The 16,851-nt window shown below is 70.4% G+C and carries 16 protein-coding genes and 1 pseudogene; 14 read left to right on the top strand and 3 right to left on the bottom strand.

The window, feature by feature from the left end:
- Positions 1–408: pseudogene (locus ACWDAK_RS23910) on the bottom strand (hypothetical protein); the annotation flags it as partial.
- Positions 409–882: 474 nt separating this feature from the next.
- Between ACWDAK_RS23910 and ACWDAK_RS23905 the strand changes: the two are divergent.
- The 7 genes from ACWDAK_RS23905 (at position 883) to ACWDAK_RS23875 (ending at position 8,333) form a co-directional block, all read left to right on the top strand.
- Positions 883–1,041, top strand: coding sequence for an RICIN domain-containing protein (locus ACWDAK_RS23905; RefSeq protein WP_427395660.1), 159 nt, complete (start codon positions 883–885; stop codon positions 1,039–1,041).
- 687 nt (positions 1,042–1,728) lie between these two features.
- Positions 1,729–1,977 carry a cupredoxin domain-containing protein gene (locus tag ACWDAK_RS23900; RefSeq protein ID WP_425557832.1) on the top strand — a complete coding sequence of 83 codons (249 nt, stop codon included), beginning with the start codon at positions 1,729–1,731 and terminating at the stop codon, positions 1,975–1,977.
- A complete protein-coding gene (locus ACWDAK_RS23895) occupies positions 1,974–2,927 on the top strand; it encodes a metallophosphoesterase family protein (RefSeq protein WP_344640367.1) in 954 nt (317 codons plus the stop codon). Before ACWDAK_RS23900 ends, ACWDAK_RS23895 begins: the two co-directional genes overlap by 4 nt.
- Positions 2,924–3,901, top strand: a complete 978-nt coding sequence (locus tag ACWDAK_RS23890; protein ID WP_427395661.1) for a DUF6529 family protein — start codon at positions 2,924–2,926, stop codon at positions 3,899–3,901. The genes ACWDAK_RS23895 and ACWDAK_RS23890 overlap by 4 nt, the downstream gene beginning before the upstream one ends.
- 396 nt (positions 3,902–4,297) lie before the next feature.
- Entirely contained in the window at positions 4,298–5,521 is a 1,224-nt protein-coding gene (locus tag ACWDAK_RS23885) for a PP2C family protein-serine/threonine phosphatase (protein WP_344640369.1), read from the top strand.
- A gap of 344 nt (positions 5,522–5,865) precedes the next feature.
- Positions 5,866–7,047 (top strand): elongation factor Tu, encoded by a 1,182-nt coding sequence (tuf, locus tag ACWDAK_RS23880; RefSeq protein ID WP_344640370.1) that lies wholly within the window; start codon positions 5,866–5,868, stop codon positions 7,045–7,047.
- 86 nt (positions 7,048–7,133) lie between these two features.
- Positions 7,134–8,333 carry a serpin family protein gene (locus ACWDAK_RS23875; protein WP_427395662.1) on the top strand — a complete coding sequence of 400 codons (1,200 nt, stop codon included), beginning with the start codon at positions 7,134–7,136 and terminating at the stop codon, positions 8,331–8,333.
- A 215-nt stretch (positions 8,334–8,548) separates the two neighbouring features.
- Here ACWDAK_RS23875 and ACWDAK_RS23870 read toward each other — a convergent pair whose 3' ends face one another.
- Positions 8,549–8,863, bottom strand: coding sequence for a hypothetical protein (locus tag ACWDAK_RS23870; RefSeq protein WP_427395663.1), 315 nt, complete (start codon positions 8,861–8,863; stop codon positions 8,549–8,551).
- 573 nt (positions 8,864–9,436) lie between these two features.
- Between ACWDAK_RS23870 and ACWDAK_RS23865 the strand changes: the two genes are divergently transcribed.
- The 4 genes from ACWDAK_RS23865 to ACWDAK_RS23850 all read left to right on the top strand — a co-directional run bounded on the left by ACWDAK_RS23865 (position 9,437) and on the right by ACWDAK_RS23850 (position 12,017).
- Positions 9,437–10,072, top strand: coding sequence for a DUF4232 domain-containing protein (locus tag ACWDAK_RS23865; RefSeq protein WP_427395664.1), 636 nt, complete (start codon positions 9,437–9,439; stop codon positions 10,070–10,072).
- Positions 10,073–10,265: 193 nt separating this feature from the next.
- Positions 10,266–11,291, top strand: a complete 1,026-nt coding sequence (locus tag ACWDAK_RS23860) for a YHYH protein (RefSeq protein ID WP_344640374.1) — start codon at positions 10,266–10,268, stop codon at positions 11,289–11,291.
- A 77-nt stretch (positions 11,292–11,368) separates the two neighbouring features.
- Positions 11,369–11,524 (top strand): hypothetical protein, encoded by a 156-nt coding sequence (locus ACWDAK_RS23855; protein WP_427395665.1) that lies wholly within the window; start codon positions 11,369–11,371, stop codon positions 11,522–11,524.
- Positions 11,525–11,828: 304 nt separating this feature from the next.
- The gene (locus tag ACWDAK_RS23850; RefSeq protein WP_344640375.1) at positions 11,829–12,017 is read left to right on the top strand and encodes a YegP family protein; all 189 of its coding nucleotides are present in this window, start codon (positions 11,829–11,831) and stop codon (positions 12,015–12,017) included.
- A gap of 100 nt (positions 12,018–12,117) precedes the next feature.
- Here ACWDAK_RS23850 and ACWDAK_RS23845 read toward each other — a convergent pair whose 3' ends face one another.
- On the bottom strand, positions 12,118–13,743 hold the full coding sequence (locus ACWDAK_RS23845) for an FAD-dependent oxidoreductase (RefSeq protein WP_427395666.1): 1,626 nt from the start codon (positions 13,741–13,743) through the stop codon (positions 12,118–12,120).
- Between the two features lie 246 nt (positions 13,744–13,989).
- Here ACWDAK_RS23845 and ACWDAK_RS23840 point away from each other — a divergent pair, with 246 nt between their 5' ends.
- The 3 genes from ACWDAK_RS23840 to ACWDAK_RS23830 all read left to right on the top strand — a co-directional run bounded on the left by ACWDAK_RS23840 (position 13,990) and on the right by ACWDAK_RS23830 (position 16,848).
- Positions 13,990–15,099, top strand: coding sequence for a SchA/CurD-like domain-containing protein (locus tag ACWDAK_RS23840; protein WP_344640377.1), 1,110 nt, complete (start codon positions 13,990–13,992; stop codon positions 15,097–15,099).
- Positions 15,100–15,169: 70 nt separating this feature from the next.
- A complete protein-coding gene (locus tag ACWDAK_RS23835; RefSeq protein WP_344640378.1) occupies positions 15,170–15,595 on the top strand; it encodes a cupin domain-containing protein in 426 nt (141 codons plus the stop codon).
- Entirely contained in the window at positions 15,592–16,848 is a 1,257-nt protein-coding gene (locus ACWDAK_RS23830) for a beta-ketoacyl-[acyl-carrier-protein] synthase family protein (protein WP_344640379.1), read from the top strand. The genes ACWDAK_RS23835 and ACWDAK_RS23830 overlap by 4 nt, the downstream gene beginning before the upstream one ends.
- Positions 16,849–16,851: the final 3 nt, after the last annotated feature.

The following is a 16,851-nucleotide window of genomic DNA, read 5'->3' as shown; positions in this document are numbered from 1 at the left end:
GGCGGCAACCGCATCTTCGGCATCGGCCGAGTCCTTGGCGGCGACCGAGTTCTCGGCGGTAACCGCATCTTCGGCGTCGGCCGGCTCCTCGGCATCGGCTGAGTCCTCGACATCCGCCGAATCCTCGGCGAGGTCAGCAGCCTGTTCCGTGCGGGCGGGTGCGGCGGGTTCCGTCTCACTCGTCGGACCGGTGGTCTCGGCACGCCGCATCGGGCTGCCCGCTGCGCCGTTCGGCCCCTTCGACGCGGTCTGCGTCCGCGTCTTCGACGCAGCGGGCGCGGCCTCAGGGGCAGCCGAGCCGGCAGGCGGAGTGTCACTGTCGGCTGCGGCCCCCTCGTCGACCGGGAGCCGGTGTGCGTCGTCCGCCGTCGAATCGTCCTCGGCCGGCCCGGTGTCAGGGGTGGTCACTGCCTTGCCGGTCTGCGGCAGCGGCTTGCGCCGCGCCGCAGTCGGTGGTTCCGTCCCCCCGGCCGTCTCCCCCGACAACTCCTGCTCCGCCCAGCCGAGGGCCTTGCCAGTCACCCAGTTCTCCGTACGCATCCACCGAGGCCGCCACCGACGACGCCCCATCACCGATATTCAGGTGGACGGTCCCGGTGCACGTGTAACGTACCGGTCCCCGTCAGCGGGCGTTCCGCTGTTCCACCTGTCCGGCAGACGATATCCACCTGCCGAACGGTTCCGCCGAGAGGGCCGTCCCCCGGCATCGACGAACCGGCGCACCCCGACCGTGGACCCGGGCGGTCCGTGAGACGGAGAGAGCGCGGGCGAGCAGATCCCGGACGGCGCGGTAGCGTTCCCGGGTCCGGGTGACCAGCCGTTTCTCGGCGCCATTGCCCGCCGACGAGCGGATGCTGCGTTCAGCCTCGCGGTCGGAGCCCGATGACCGGCCCCAACTGGAACGGCGACTCCTACCAGCTCGTCAATATGGCGACGGGCAAGTGCGCGACCGTCGCCGGAGGGATCTCCACCGACAACATCGTCACCCTCGTTCAGTACACCTGCGACCGGGATCCCTCGCGCCGCTGGCACCTGGGGTAACCGGGTGAGCTGTGGAGAGAACCGCATCCTGTGCGAGTCACCGCATCGCGGCGCCGCACCTGCCGTGGCCACCAGGCCTGAATGCGTGAAGCGGCCCCGCCGGTTGCAACCGGCGGGGCCGTCGTACGAAGCAGCCGCAGGAATGCGGCTGCCGCCCACCGGGTCCCTGGGGCTTCCTTGCTCGAGGCGTTCCGCTGCCCGCCGCCAGGGTGAAACAACAAGACTCCGCCGTGGAATTCGTTTCGCTACATGGAATGTGCTGTCCGCCCACATAAAGTAACCCTCCGGGTTGCACTTCTTTCAGCTCCCCCGACGGGGGTAACGCGGTCGTCTGTCTGTCTGAGAACCGATCCCGGACTGGTCCTGGATCGCACCCGCCCGTGCGGCTGGGGACGTGCAGAAGGAACGATGGTCATGAATGCGAGCTCCTCTCCGCCGGTCCGGCGGTCGCGTACGGTGTGCCTGGCCGCTGTCGCCGTTGCCGGAGCACTCGGATTGCTCAGCGCGTGCGGCGGATCGTCACCTCCCAAACCCTCCGGTGCGCTGAGTCCCGGACCCGGCCAGACCCTGCCGGGATTCCCCGGTGCCTCCGGAACGAGCGGTACGGTCACGGTCAGCCCACCACCAGGCACGCCCTCGACCTCACCCACCAGCGGCCAGCCGTCCGCTCCAGCGGCCGCCAACGCGGTGACGATCAAGAACTTTGCGTTCTCCCCGCCCAAACTGACGGTCAAGGCGGGCACGAAGGTGACCTGGACCAACACCGACCCCGACGCTCACACCGTCACCAGCAAGCAAGGATCGGGCGGGCCACTGAACTCGGCAGCCCTGGCCACCAACGACACCTACAGCTTCACGTTCACCACACCCGGGACCTACCCCTACTTCTGCTCCATCCACCCGTTCATGACCGCCACCGTGGAAGTGACGCCATGAGCGAGGACACACACGACTCCAACGGCGGCGGCGAGCACGGCATGACCCGCCGCCAGCTCATGCGGCACTCCGCCTGGTTCGGTGGCGCCGTGGTCCTGACGGTCGTCGCGGGAGAGGTGATCAGTCACATTCCCGGTACGGCGAACTCGGCCCCGGCAAGCAGCGCGGACCTGCACTTCGTGCAGGTCTCCGACAGCCACATCGGCTTCCAGGGACCGGCCAACATGGACGTCACCGCGACGTTCGCCGACGCGATCAACCAGGTCAACTCCCTCGGGTTCCGACCCGACTTCGTCATGCACAGCGGCGACCTGACGCACCTTTCCACCCCCGCCCAGTTCGACCAGGTCAAGCAGATGCTGTCGCAGCTGGACACGGACCGGGTCTTCACCGTGCCGGGCGAGCACGACTCGATCGGAGACAACGGACCACGCGCCTACCGACAGGCCTTCGGCCACAACACCCTCGGCGACGGCTGGTACAGCTTCGACACCCACGGTGTGCACTTCATCGCGCTGGTCAACACGCTGCACCTGGAGCAACTCGGCCACCTGGGCAACGATCAGATCGACTTCGTGCGCAAGGACATCGCCGGCCTGTCCTCGGACACCCCCATCGTCATCTTCAGTCACATCCCGTTGTTCGCGATGTATCCGACGTGGGGCTGGGGCACCGACGACGCGGTGCAGCTACTGTCGATGTTTCGCCGCTTCTCCTCAGTCACGTGCCTCAACGGGCACGTCCACCAGCTGTTCAGCAAGACCGAGGGCAACATCACCTTCCACTCGGCCCGCCCCACCTGCTACCCGTTCCCCAAACCCGGCCAGGGCCCCGCCCCACTTCCACAGGTACTGCCCGCCGGACGCCTCAAGGACGCACTCGGCATCCGCACCGTCAACTACTGGCAAGGCAACCACGCGCTGGCCGTCAAGGACACGAAACTCGCATGAACACCCGGAGCCTGCCCGCCCTCGCACCGCGCCTGGTGCTCGCCGCCACACTCGCGGCAAGCGGATACATCCACGCCCAGCTCTACATCGACGGATACCGCTACGTCCACATCATCGGCTCCTTGTTCCTGCTGCAGGCCAGCACCGCCTTCGCAGTGGCCGCACTCCTTCTGCTGGCGGCACCCCCACTCCTGCGAAGCGCCGCCACCGCGATCGCCATCTGCACCCTCGCCGGGTTCACCGCATCCCGCACCAGCGGATTGTTCGGGTTCTCCGAGCAGGGCCTGCAACCCGCCCCGCAGGCCCTGCTCAGCCTCATCGCCGAGACGCTCACCCTGCTGATCCTCGTGGCCTGGCAGGCATCCGAGGTTGCGGCGGCAAGATCAGGAGTGGGGGTGGCCGAGTACGTGACCGGCCTCGCTCACCCCGCCGGCCACCGACGGCTCTACGACGTCCTGTGGCTTCTCCTGCCCGTAGCGGTGGTGGTCGGCCTCTTCTGGTTCGGCCGGGTACACACCCCCAACTACGAGACCAGCCTCTTCGGGAACCGCGGCGACGACGCGAGACTACTGAAAGCCCAAATGGGGTCCGCGCTCCTGGGTCTGGCGCTGATCCAGCTCCTTCTCGCCCTGTGGATCTACGGCCGCCTGCCCGCACTGCGAGCCGCACCGCACCCGGTCCACACCACGCACCGCCTCATCGGCCTGACCGCCTTCCTCCTCTCCCTGCCCATCGCCCGGCACTGCATCACCGCCTACGGCGTCCAATTCACCGACACCCGCGTGGCGTTGCATTCGCTCACCGGCTGCTTCCTCTACGGGGCCTTCGTCGCCAAGGTCATCGTGGTCCGGCACCGCCGCTGGCCCGGCTGGGCACTTCCCCTGGCCGGCGGCACCCTCGTCACCGCGATCGCCCTGATCTGGTACGCCGCCCCCTTCTGGTACCTGAACGGCCTCCAGGCACCCGGCCTGTGAGCAGAACGTGGGGCGTCTCTCCCGACGGCCAACAGCGGATTCCCGCGCGGCGGGGCCCAGTTGCTCATCCCATGCCGGGATCGCCAGGCGCCCGTGACCGCACTCGCGCGGTGCTCGTCTGCTCTCAGCCGTCCGATCCTCTCCAGGCGTCCTGCACGGCCTGGCTACGGACCGATCTGCCACCGCTTGCGTCCGTCCCGCCGGGTCAGGATCCGCCCCTAGCAGCTGCCACCGTCACTGCGGCAAGCTGCCAAGTCCTTGAGGAGTTACGCCGCGGTCAGCGTGGGCCGACATGCCGCGCGTTGGCGTAATGAGCCGCTCCGGCGGCTTCCCAGGTCACTTTGTACGGAGGCGGTGGCCGGCATGGGTGGCAGGAATGAGGTGGCGAACCGGGTCATGGATAAGGAGAGCGTGGACCGGTCGGAGGGTTTCGGCGAACGGGTGCTCGGTCTGCTGCTGGATCGGGCGCGGCTGATGCCACCTCAGCTGATCGCCCCACTGATCGCGGAGGAAGTGGTCGGGATCGGTGGCCGCGACGTCTCCATCTTGCTCCAGGACTACGCGCAGGAGCTGCTCGTACCGCTGCCGGGCGGGAAGCTGCACGTCGGCCAGCCCGAGCCGATGGCAGACTCCCACGCCGGGCGGGCCTTCCTGAGCGAGGACGTCGTCGAGGTGCCGCAGGCCCATGGCGTCCGGATGTACCTGCCGCTGCTGGACGGCAGCGACCAGGTGGGTGTGATGGCCCTGACCCTGGACGCCGTCGGCGAGGACGACCGGCGCCTGCTGCGCCGACTCGCTGCCCTGGCGGCCGAAATGCTCGTCACCAAGAACGCCTATACCGACCTGTTCTTCCAGGCCCGGCGCCGGGAGCCGATGAGCGTGTCTGCGGAGATCCAGTGGAGCCTGCTGCCGCCGCTGACGATGTCCGTGCCGCAGGTCGCGGTGGCCGGCATCCTGGAACCCGCCTACCGCGTCGCCGGCGACAGCTTCGACTACGCCCTCAACGACAACATCCTGCATGCGGCCGTGATCGACGCGATGGGCCACGGCCTGGACGCCGCCGCGATGGCGACCATCGCCATCGGCGCCTACCGGCATGCCCGGCGGGTGTTCATCAGCCTGCCCGAGAAGTACGCGTTCATGGACGACGCCATCGCCCGGCAGTTCGGTCCCGACCACTTCGTCACCGCCCAGCTGATGCACGTCAACGTCGCCACCGGTGAGCTGGAGCTGGTCAACGCGGGCCACCCCGCGCCGCTGCTGATCCGCGACGGCAAGGTCGTGCGGCAGCTGGAGAGCGCGACGACGTTGCCCGTCGGCTTCGGCGGTGAGGAGCCCCGGATCAAAGAGCACATGCTCCAGCGGGGCGACCGGGTGCTGTGCTACACCGACGGCATCATCGAAGAGCACGTCGCCGGCGGGGAGCCGTTCGGTGAGGAACGCCTCATCCGCTGCATCAACCGCCTGGGGGAAGAGCCGTCCGATGGTATGCGGGCAGATCTGCGCCGGCTCTCCCACACGCTGAAGAGGGAACGAGCCGGGCGCACCAGCGACGACGCCACCCTCTTCATGATCGAATGGCACGGGGGCACCGTCGACCATCTCGCGGTTCTTGACTGAACGCCCCGACGTCAACCGAACCCGAACTGGACAGCACCGCCCACGCAGACGACCGCCACCCCTCCACGCTTGGCCAGCCGGCCCTCCCGAGGGGGAGCATTCGATAGCGAAATAACCAGTGGCGGATCCGCCGCCCGGACCGGCACGATGATCCGCATGTACCAGTACGCCATCGCCGAACTCCCCGCAGTCGCGGGCGCGATGGCTGCTGTCCAGGCAGTCGCAGCCGCCTTCGACGGCGCACGAAGCTGACCTTCCCCGGGTCGTCCCCGGGACCTCAGACGGGGAAGGTCGGCCCGTCGCTGAGGTCCCGTCATCACGCTGACGACTCCCGGAGAGAGATCATGGCCAAGCAGGCCTTCGTGCGCACCAAGCCGCACCTGAACATCGGCACCATGGGTCACGTCGACCACGGCAAGACCACCCTCACCGCCGCCATCACCAAGGTGCTGGCCGAGCGCGGCGGCGGCTCCTTCGTCCCGTTCGACCGGATCGACCGGGCCCCGGAGGAGGCCGCCCGCGGCATCACCATCAACATCGCGCATGTCGAGTACGAGACGGCCACCCGGCACTACGCGCACGTCGACATGCCCGGCCACGCCGACTTCGTGAAGAACATGATCACGGGCGCGGCGCAGCTGGACGGCGCGATCCTGGTCGTCTCGGCCCAGGACGGCGTCATGCCGCAGACCGCCGAGCACGTGCTGCTGGCTCGTCAGGTCGGCGTGGAGCACGTCGTGGTGGCGCTGAACAAGGCTGACGCGGGCGACCCGGAGCTGCTGGAGCTGGTCGAGCTGGAGGTCCGCGAGCTGCTCTCCGCGCACGGCTACGACGGCGCGGGCCTGCCGGTCGTGCGGGTCTCCGGGCTGCGCGCGCTGGAGGGCGACCCGCACTGGTCGGCCGCGCTGCTGGAGCTGCTGGACGCCGTGGACGCGTACGTCCCGACGCCGGTGCGGTACACCGACGCGCCGTTCCTGCTGCCGATCGAGAACGTGCTCACCATCACCGGCCGCGGCACGGTGGTGACCGGCGCGGTCGAGCGCGGCCAGGTCCGCATCGGCGACCGGGTGGAGGTGCTCGGCTACGACGCGGACGCGCAGTCCGTGGTGACGGGCGTGGAGACCTTCGGCCGGACGATGGAGTCCGCCGAGGCCGGCGACAATGTCGCACTGCTGCTGCGTGGCGTGCAGCGCGGCCAGGTCCGGCGCGGCCAGGTGGTCACGGCGGTCGGCAGCGCATCGGTGCACACCTCCTTCACCGCGCGGCTGCACCTGCTGTCAACGGCCGAGGGCGGGCGCCGGACGCCGATCGGCAGCGGTTACCGCCCGCAGTTCTACCTGCGGACCGGTGACGTGGTCGGCGAGGTCCAGCTGCCCGGGGGTCCCGGCGTGGCGCTGCCGGGTGAGACCCTCGAGGTGGCGGTGACGCTCGGCCAGCCCGTGCCGCTCGAGCCCGGGCTCGGCTTCGCCGTCCGCGAGGGCGGCCGCACGGTCGCGGCGGGCACGGTCCTCGCCATCCTCGCCTGACCTCGCGGTCGGGGAGCCTACCGGCCGCGGTCCGGTCCGGGCCGGGCCGGGCCAGTAGGCTCCGTCGAACAACCGAGGGGTGGGGCGTGATCACTAGGTCGACAGTCCGGGCCGTCAACGCTCTCAGTGCCCGCTGGGCCAGGACGTTCGCGGGCGATGGCACCGCGTTCACCGCACTCGGCGTCTGGCCGCTGCTCGGGCTGCTCGCCCACGGTGCGGACGGCGACGCCCGGCATGAGCTGACGGAGGCGGTCGGCGTGCCGGCCGAGCGGGCGGCCGAGGAGGCCCGCCCGCTGCTCGCGGCGGTCGACCGGATGCCCGGGGTGCGGAGCGCGGTCGGGCTGTGGACCGACCTCCGGGCGCCGGTGTGGCCGGACTGGCTCGCCGCGTTGCCGGCCGGGACGCACGGCGGGCTGACCGGCGACGCCGCCGCCGACCGGGCGGCACTGGACGCCTGGGCGGCCGGGCACACCGGCGGTGAGATCGGCTCGCTGCCGGTCGTGCTGGACGACGACACCCGTCTGGTGCTGGCGAGCGCGCTGAAGGTGCGCACCGACTGGATCCGCCCGTTCCAGTCGTGGCCGGGGTGGCCGGCGGACACCGGCCCGTGGGCCGAGCTGGAGTGCGAAGTCCTGTGCCGGACCACGCAGTTGCTGGACCGGGTCGGTGTCGCCGAGACGCCGGCCGGCCCGCTCACGATGCTGCAGGTGGTGGGTGGGAACGGGATCGACGTGCATCTGGTGCTCGGCGCCGAGCAGGCCGGAGCCGGCCAGGTGCTGCAGGCCGCGGTGGAGGTGCTGGACCGGAAACACCCGCTGGTGCCGGGCGACCGGCTGTCCCTCGGCACCCCGGGCCCGGGCCTGACGCTGGAACGCGTGCCGAGCATGAACCCCGACCCGAGGCTGCACGTCACTGCGGTGCCGTTCGCGGTGAACGCCAGTCACGATCTGCTGGCGCAGGCAGGGCTGTTCGGCCTGCGCACCGCAGCCGACACCTCGCGCGGACACTTTCCCGGCGTCAGCGCCGAGCCGCTGGCGGTCGGGTCGGCCGCCCAGAACGCCATGGCGACCTTCGGCCCGCGCGGGTTCCGGGCCGCCGCGGTCACCGCGATCGACCTCGTGGCGGTCGGCGTGCCGCAGTACCCCTACCGCGCGCTGTCGGCGGACGTCCGCTTCGACCGGCCGTTCGGCTTCCTGGCCGTGCACCGCACCTCGCGGCTGGTCCTCACCGCCGGATGGGTCGACCGGCCGGCCATCGCCCCGGTACCGACCCCGACCGGAGACTGACGGCCTGCCGACCGGCACGCTACTGAACCTGAATGAGTGAAGTCGGGGCGTTCGCCCGACGGCGAGGTCGACGGCCTCTCGGGCATCGAGGCGCCCGGCTGGGATTGTCCAGCCGGGCGCCTCGATGAGCTTCTGGTGCCGGCCAGTTGACCGACGGTTCTGCCGCGCCCATCGCACTCGTCGGGAGAAGCGGCTGGGTGTGACGCGGCCTGGTCCTATCGAATGAACTTCACGCTCCCGAACGCCACGTCCGGATCCTCCTGCTCGGGGGTGAGGACGTTCACGATGTCTCCGCGACAGTTGGCCCCGGCGTAGAGTTCGACGTCGCGGTCAGTGATGTTGGCGGCAAAGCCATCGCCGCGGATGTTGTAACACTGGCCGTCCCTCGGGTTGTTGAGAAGATGCGGGACATTGTCGGGCTGCGTGGCGTACTCGAAGGATCCCGTAGCCGCGTTGGCGGTGCCCATCGGCACCATGAGGGCCAGCAGGACGGCGGCCGCACCAACGAACAGGGCGTTGCGTACTCGCACGAAGACTCCAAGAGCGGTGGTCAGATCGGACGTCTGCGACCTGTCCAGTCCGCGCCGGTTCTACTCTCGGTGAACGAGAACCTCACCCCCGCAGGTCAACAGAGTGGTTGTCACTTTGTCGTTCGCGCGCTCGGCGAGTACGTGAAGCGTCCCACGACTTACAGCCGGATCCGCTTCCTCGCACCCACCCGGCGCCGACATCACTCATTCAAGTTCAGCAGCCCGGGCCGATGGCGGTGGAAGGCTTCGGGACGACCGAGCCGCTCTGGCCCGAGCTGCGCTTCGAGATCCTGCTCGCGCCGGGTGGCGAGGGCGCCCCGGTCGGGCCTGGCGTGCAACCTGCCGACCGCCTGACGCCGACCCGGTTTCCGACAGGCGCCCGACTCGCTGCCCGACTCGCTGCCCGGTGGCCGCCGGTGTTCCGCTCCGGTGGTACGACTGTTACGCCCCCGGGACGGAAAGCGGCGAACCGGTGGGCGACGGCGGGGCGTCCCCTGGGGTGATCGGAGGCACGACCTGGTGTCGTCCGCGGAACCGGAGGAACGGATCATGCGGGTTGGTAGGGCAGTAGCGGTGACAGCGGCAGTGCTGGCGCTGGGGCTGGGAGCGACGGCGTGCAACGACGAGATGTCGTCGACGTCCGCAACCCCGGTGGCACCCGCGGGGGCTGCCGGGACGTCAGGTGCGCCGGGCAAGCCGGCCACTTCCGCGCAGGCTGCCGGTGCCGCGGCGTCCGGCACTTCCGCCTCCGACGGCAAGGTCTCCACCCGCTGCCACACCGCCGATCTCAAGGCCGACGTCCAGTTGCAGCCGGATCACCCCGGGTCCGCGATGGTGATGCTCACCAACAAGAGCACGCGCACCTGCACCGTCCACGGCTACCTCGGCTACGGTGGGCTGCTGGCCGACAACAGCCCCGTGGTGACCGGCAGTTCGCGGGTCGCGCACCCCGGGCAGCCGATCGAGGTCAGCCTCAAGCCGGGCGTCTCGGCGTTCTCCGGCCTCAAGTGGACGTCCTGCGACAAGGCCGACCCGACCTGCAAGGTGCTGGCCGGCATCACGATCACCCCGCCTGATGAGACCACCCAGCTCAACGCCAACCTCCTCGGTGTCGACGGCAAGCCGGTACTGCAACTGACCGTCTCACCCTCCGGTTTCACGGTCGGCTCCCTCCAGCCGGTCAGCCAGGGCGTGGTCTTCACCTCCTGAGGACTCCGAAGGGCCGGAAGCCCCGGGCCGGGCTCCCGGGCTCCGGGCCTGCCGCGAGCGCAGGCCCGGAGGCGGGCTCACCCGAACGCGCGTACGTGTCGACGGAGCATCGGTAGCCGGGCGTGGTGAGGTGATGCGGGCGGCGGGAACCAGGCCGGGATCGCCGGCTCGCCGCCCGAGATGGGGAGCGTTCATGTACGGCGTACTCAGATCCGTTGCCATGGCGGCCAGTGCCGCCTGTGCGCTGCTGGGTCCAGCGATGGCCCCGGCCGACTCCGGAGCCGTGGCGGCGGCCGCCCCTCATCCCGTGCGGGCGGCCGAGGACGTACGAGGCGAGGGAGACGGCACCCTCATCACCCGCCTGCACACACCCCCTACCGGCACGTCGATCGCCTCACCCGCGCGCGACACCCTCTTCGCCTGCAAAGGGGGGACCCTCACTCGGCCCGACCGCCCGTGGATCGACGCGCACGGTGTGATCGACGTACTCAAGCGCCCGTTCGTGTCGGGGACCATGCACTGGCACAAGTACCTGAAGGTGTCGACCACCGCGACCGAGAGGCGCTTCAAGGGCAACGGGCTCCCGGACCATGCCACCGGGCGCTTCCCCGTCCAGAAGGGCACCCCCGCCTACAAGTACTACGCGGAGATTCCCGCGCACGGGTACCCCAACGCCGCCGCGATCCCCATCAAGCCGTGGAACCTCGACATCACCGTTCCACGCGATCCGGCTGTCCAGGCGCAGCCCACGTGCATCGACCAGCTGACGACCGGGATGGCTCTGGCGGGCGGCACCTTCCACCTGGAGGTGGCCACCGACGCGGAGGACCGACCGGTCGACCCCAACGCGGCCCTGCCGCTGGACCGCTGCTGGGGCCATCCGTACGACACGCAGTACCACTACCACGGCCCCTCGCAGACCTGTTTCGGAAGCAAGCATTCGAGGCGATCCGCGAACACCCGTGCCCGTTCCCGGCACTCACCGCTCGTGGGATACGCCATCGACGGCTTCGGGATTTTCGGGCCGCGCGGCGAGGACGGAGAGATCGTCAAGAACAGGGATCTGGACGTCTGCCACGGTCACACACACGCGATCATGTGGGACGGCAAGAAGGTCGTCATGTACCACTACCACCTCAACGGAGAGTATCCGTACTCCATCGGATGCTTCCGGGGGAAGCCGGTGACGGTGTCCGGGTCCGGGCACGGCGGGCACTAGAACGGCGGAGACCACTTGCCTGCCCAGGTCGGCGTGTATCCGGCTGGAGGCCAGACGCGCTCCTGTGGGAACGACGGGTGGGGCCACACGCGGCTCCCGCCCAGTCGGCCGTCCACGCCCGGCCAGCGCCCCCGGAAATGGAGCTGCGCCCCACCGCGAGCAGGCTCGCCGCCCTGCGCCGTGCCCGGGAGAAGAAGACGGCGATGGCACCCGCAGTCCCAGCCCTCGTCTGAACGATGTCCCTCCTTGATGCAGAAGGCGGTGACCGGACCACTACCGGTCACCGCCTCTTTTCCTCCCAACGAGCGACCCGGGAGCCTCCGCCGCCAAATCCCCACAGAATCCCCAGCAGCCCTGAACCGGGCCGCGTCAGGAGGCACGCGACGGCCCTGGCCGTACCGGCGTCGGACTACTCGCCAAACAGCCCTATCCCCCAAATGCCCTTACCCATACGGCCGTTCCCGGAGCGCGACATGCCCGGGGCGGGCCTACGGTGCGTCGGGAGGGGGGTGACCAGATCCGAGAGGTGAAATCTCCATGGCAGGCAAGTTCGAGGTCTACACCGAGAAGCCGGGCGTGCACCGGTTCCGGCTGAAGGCGAGCAACGGCTCGGTGCTGATCACCAGCGACCCGCACGACAGCAAGGAGTCGCTGATGAAGAGCATCGAGTCGATCCGCAAGCTCGCACCGTACGCCCAGGTCCACGAGGCGTCGATGCCGGCCTAGCCCGACCCCGGGCACGAGGGCCGGTTCCCCGTTCACAGTGGGGAACCGGCCCTTGTGCCATGCCACTTGATCCGGTCGAGGCCCCAGCCGGCAGAGCGGGTCAGAGCCGCAGCAGGTCGCCGAGCACGGTGCCGAGCACGGACTCCGCGTCGGCCGCGGCCGCCGTGGCGCGCCAGGCCACGAAGCCGTCCGGCCGGACCAGGACCGCACCGTCGGGGCCGGTGCCGTAGGCGGTGGCCCAGTCGGTGCCGGGCTCGGGCGCCAGGTCGTCCTCGGTGGTGGTGCCGATGCGGTAGCGGTCCAGTGGGATGTCCAACTTGCCGGCCATCCGTTCGGCGGCCCGGTGCCAGGCGGACCCGCCGGGGCCGGTGAGCAGCACGAGGTGCTTCTCGAAGAGGTCCACGGTGGAGAGCCGGACGCCCGCGCGACGCAGCCACAGGTGGGGGGCCCGCCCGCCGGGGGCGCCGTCCGGCTGGAAGCGTTCGGGGACGGTGGGTGCGGTGGGGTCGGTACCGAGGACGGCGCCGGTGTTGTAGCGGTAGCCGAGGGCCACGGCCAGGACGTTGCTCTGCCGTCCGGTGCCGGGCAGGGCGTCGTAGCCGGGGTGGCGGTGTTCGGCGGAGCGGGCGGAGGCGCGTTCGCTGGTGGCCCGGGCGACCGGTTGGCGTTCCTGCTGATAGGTCTCCAGCAGGCCGGGTCCGGCCCAGCCTCCGAGGACGGCGGCGAGCTTCCAGGCGAGGTTGTGGGCGTCCTGGATGCCGGTGTTGGAGCCGAAGGCGCCGGTGGGCGACATCTCGTGGGCGGAGTCGCCGGCCAGGAAGACGCGTCCGGAGCAGTAGCGTTCGGCGACCCGTTCGGCGGCGTGCCAGGGGGCCTTTCCGGTGATCTCGACCTCCAGGTCGGGCACTCCGGTGGCGGTGCGGATGTGGTCGATGCAGCGCTGGTCGGTGAAGTCCTCCAGGGTCTCGCCCTGGTCGGGCTTCCAGGGCGCGTGGAAGACCCAGTTCTCGACGTTGTCCACCGGCAGCAGCGCACCGGACCCGTCTGGGTTGGTGAGGTAGCAGGCGATGAAGAGGCGGTCGTCCACCACCTCGGCCAGCTGCTTGGCGCGGAAGGTGATGCTGACGTTGTGGAAGAGGTCGCCCTTCCCGGTCTGGCCGATGGCCAGGTGCTCGCGGGCGGGGCTGCGCGGACCGTCGGCGGCGACCAGGTAGTCGGCGCGGACGGTGCGTTCGGCGCCGGTCTCCCGGTCGCGCAGCACGGCGGTGACGCCGTCGGCGTCCTGCTCGAAGGAGCGCAGCTCGGTGCTGAAGCACAGCGTGCCGCCGAGTTCACGGGCGCGGCGCAGCAGTACGGGTTCGAGGTCGTTCTGGCTGCACAGGCACCAGTTGGTGGGGCTGAACCTGGCCAGCGCGCCGCCCGGGTCGATCTCCCGGAACAGCCACTCCTGGTCGGCGCTGGTGAGCGTGTGAGCCTGCAGGATCCCGTGGTTGCCGGCCAGGACGCAGGCGGCACTGCGGATGTCGTCCTCGACGCCGGCGACCCGGTAGAGCTCCATGGTGCGCAGGTTGTTCCCGCGCCCTCGGGGGTGGTGGGAGGTGTCGGCGTGCTTCTCCACCAGCAGGTGCCGGACGCCGAGGCGGCCGAGGAAGAGGGCGGCGGACAGGCCCACCAGCGAGCCCCCCACGATCAGGACCGGGACGCGCTCGTCGGTCTTCGGGTTCATCGGTTGCTCCAGGAGTACGCGGTGCGGGACCTGTGATCCATCCCCTCCGGCCGCGCCGCCGGAGCGGGTTTCGCCCGGATGGCCCGCAGATCTCGCGCGGTTCGGTCAGGCACCCGACGATCGGATTCAGGCTGAGGCCCGAACGCGCTCGCGCGATCACGGAGAGTCACATCACGCGCTCGCAGGGCTCGGAAGTGCGCTTCTTCGGGCTCGCCTTTCCTAAAAACTGCCCAAGGAGAGTCAAAAATGATCACGCTGTCCGAACCTCAGGCGCAGCGCTCCACACCGCAGGACTCGCGTCTCCGCGTGGTGCTGCTGCTGGATGTCCAGGACGGGGCGCAGGACCGCTTCCTGGACGCCTACGAGCAGCTGCGGCACCAGGTGGCCTCGGTCCCCGGCCATGTCAGCGACCAGCTCTGCCAGTCGATCGAGAACCCCGCGCAGTGGCTGATCACCAGCGAGTGGGAGAGCGCCCAGCCGTTCCTGGCCTGGGTGGACAGCGAGGCGCACCGCGAGATGGTGCGGCCGCTGCACGGGTGTGTCCGGGACACCAGGTCACTGCGGTTCAGCATCATGCGGGAGACCTCGGACAGCGGCACCCTCGACAGCAGCGCGGCGCCGCAGCCCGTGCCCGCGGGCAGCGCGGACGGGATCGTGCGGCACGCACTGACCTTCACGGTGCGGCCGGGCAGCGAGCAGAAGGTGGCGGAGATCCTCGCCGGCTACACCTCACCCCGGGCCCGGGTGAACGGGACCACCCGGTTGGCCCGGACCTCGCTCTACATGAAGGGCAACCGGGTGGTGCGGGCGGTCGAGGTGGTCGGCGACCTGGTCGCGGCACTGCGGCACGTGGCGCAGCAGCCCGAGGTGCGGGCGGTCGAGGAGGCCGTCAACCCGTACTTGGAGGAGGCCCGCGACCTGAGCGACCCGCTCTCCGCGCGGGACTTCTTCCAGCGGGCGGCGCTGCCTGCCGTGCACCACGCGGTGGCCCGCCGCAAGGCGCCCGCGACGGTGTACCGGCACGCGCTGAGCTACCCGGTCCGCAGCGGCTGCGGTGCGGAGCTGGCGGAGCTGCTGCACCGTCAGGACCTGGCGGATGCCGCCGATCCGGCCGGTGTGCTGGTGCGCAGCACCATCTTCCACCGCGGTGACGTGCTGGTGCGGCAGGTCGATCTGACCGTTCCGGCGAAGTCCGCCGTCGAGGTCGCGCTCGGGGTGCGCGGGGAGCGGCCCGATGCGATGCTCGGCCGGCTGACGGAACTCGGTTCCGACGCCGGCGGGCCCGGGGACGACACCGCCCGGCTACTGGTCGCGGCCTGGGAGCTCTCCCTGGTCACCGACCGCAGCTCGGACTGACCCGATGACGCCCCGTCAGCCGCATCCCCGCTCCACCACCCCCGGCAGAAACCACCTGGAGGCAGCAGCCATGACCACGCAACTTCCACGCATCGTGCACGTCGACGACGCACCGCCGAACCGTCGGCGCGGCGGCGACCTGCGCGCCATGCTCACCCCCACCATGTGTGGCGCCACCAGCGGGTTCATGGGCCTGGCCATCGTCCGGCCCGGGGAGCGGATCGGCGAGCACTACCACCCGTACTCCGAGGAGTTCGTCTTCGTGGTCTGTGGTGACCTGGAGGTCGACCTGGACGGGGTGAGCGTGGCGCTGGGACCCGAGCAGGGGCTGATGATCCCGGTGAACATGCGGCACCGGTTCCGCAACGTGGGTGACACTGAGGCGAAGATGGTCTTCCACCTGGGCCCGCTGGCGCCGCGTCCCGAGCTCGGGCACGTCGACACCGAAGAGACCTCGCAGCCGGGGCCGACGGAACCCGCGAAGGTCGCATCGTGACCAGGCGGGTGGCGGTCACCGGAATCGGCGTTGTGGCGCCCGGCGGCGTGGGCGTGCCCGCGTTCTGGTCGCTGTTGACCTCAGGCCGGACCGCGACCCGGGGCATCACGCTGTTCGATCCGACCGGGTTCCGTTCCCGGATCGCCGCCGAGTGCGACTTCGATCCGGCGGCGCACGGCCTGGACGCCGAGCAGGTGGCCCGCTCCGACCGGTACGTGCAGTTCGCGCTGGTCGCAGCGGCCGAGGCGGTCCGCGACACCGGGCTCGACCTGGCGGCCGAGGATCCGTGGCGGGTCGGGGTCTCGCTCGGTACGGCGGTCGGTGGCACCACCCGCCTGGAGCACGACTACGCGCTGGTGAGCGCCGGCGGCGAGCGCTGGGACGTGGACCACCGCGAGGCCGGGCCACAGTTGCACCGGGCGTTCTCGCCGAGCACGCTGGCCTCCGCGGTAGCCGAGCAGGCGGGTGCGCACGGTCCGGTGCAGACCGTCTCGACCGGCTGCACCTCGGGGCTGGACGCGGTCGGCTACGCCTTCCACTCGATCCAGGAGGGCCGGGCCGACGTGGTGATCGCCGGCGCCTCGGACTCGCCGATCTCGCCGATCACCGTGGCCTGCTTCGACGCGATCAAGGCGACCAGTGCGCGCAACGACGACCCGGAGCACGCCTCCCGTCCGTTCGACGCCAGCAGGGACGGTTTCGTCCTCGGCGAGGGCGGCGCGGTGCTGGTGCTGGAGGAGCTGGAGCACGCCCGCCGCCGGGGCGCCACGGTGTACTGCGAGATCGGCGGGTTCGCCACCTTCGGCAACGCGTACCACATGACCGGGCTGACCAAGGAAGGCCTGGAGATGTCCGAGTCGATCAACCGGGCGCTGGATCAGGCCGGGCTGGACGGCACGGAGATCGACTATGTGAACGCGCACGGCTCGGGCACCAAGCAGAACGACCGGCACGAGACCGCCGCGGTCAAGCGGTCGCTGGGCGCCCACGCCTACCGGCTGCCGATGAGTTCGATCAAGTCGATGGTCGGCCACTCGCTGGGCGCGATCGGCGCGATCGAGTTGGTGGCGTGCACCCTGGCGCTGGCACACGGCGTGGTGCCGCCGACCGCGAACTACTCCACCCCTGACCCGGAGTGCGACCTGGACTACGTGCCGCGCACCGCCCGGGAGATACCGCTCCGTCATGTGCTCTCGGTCGGCAGCGGTTTTGGCGGCTTCCAGTCAGCCGTGGTGCTCAGTCGGAAAGGGTGAGGG

This window comes from Kitasatospora sp. NPDC001175, assembly GCF_053598215.1.
Note: the sequence above shows the minus strand (reverse complement) of the source record. Positions and strands in the feature narration are given on the sequence as shown.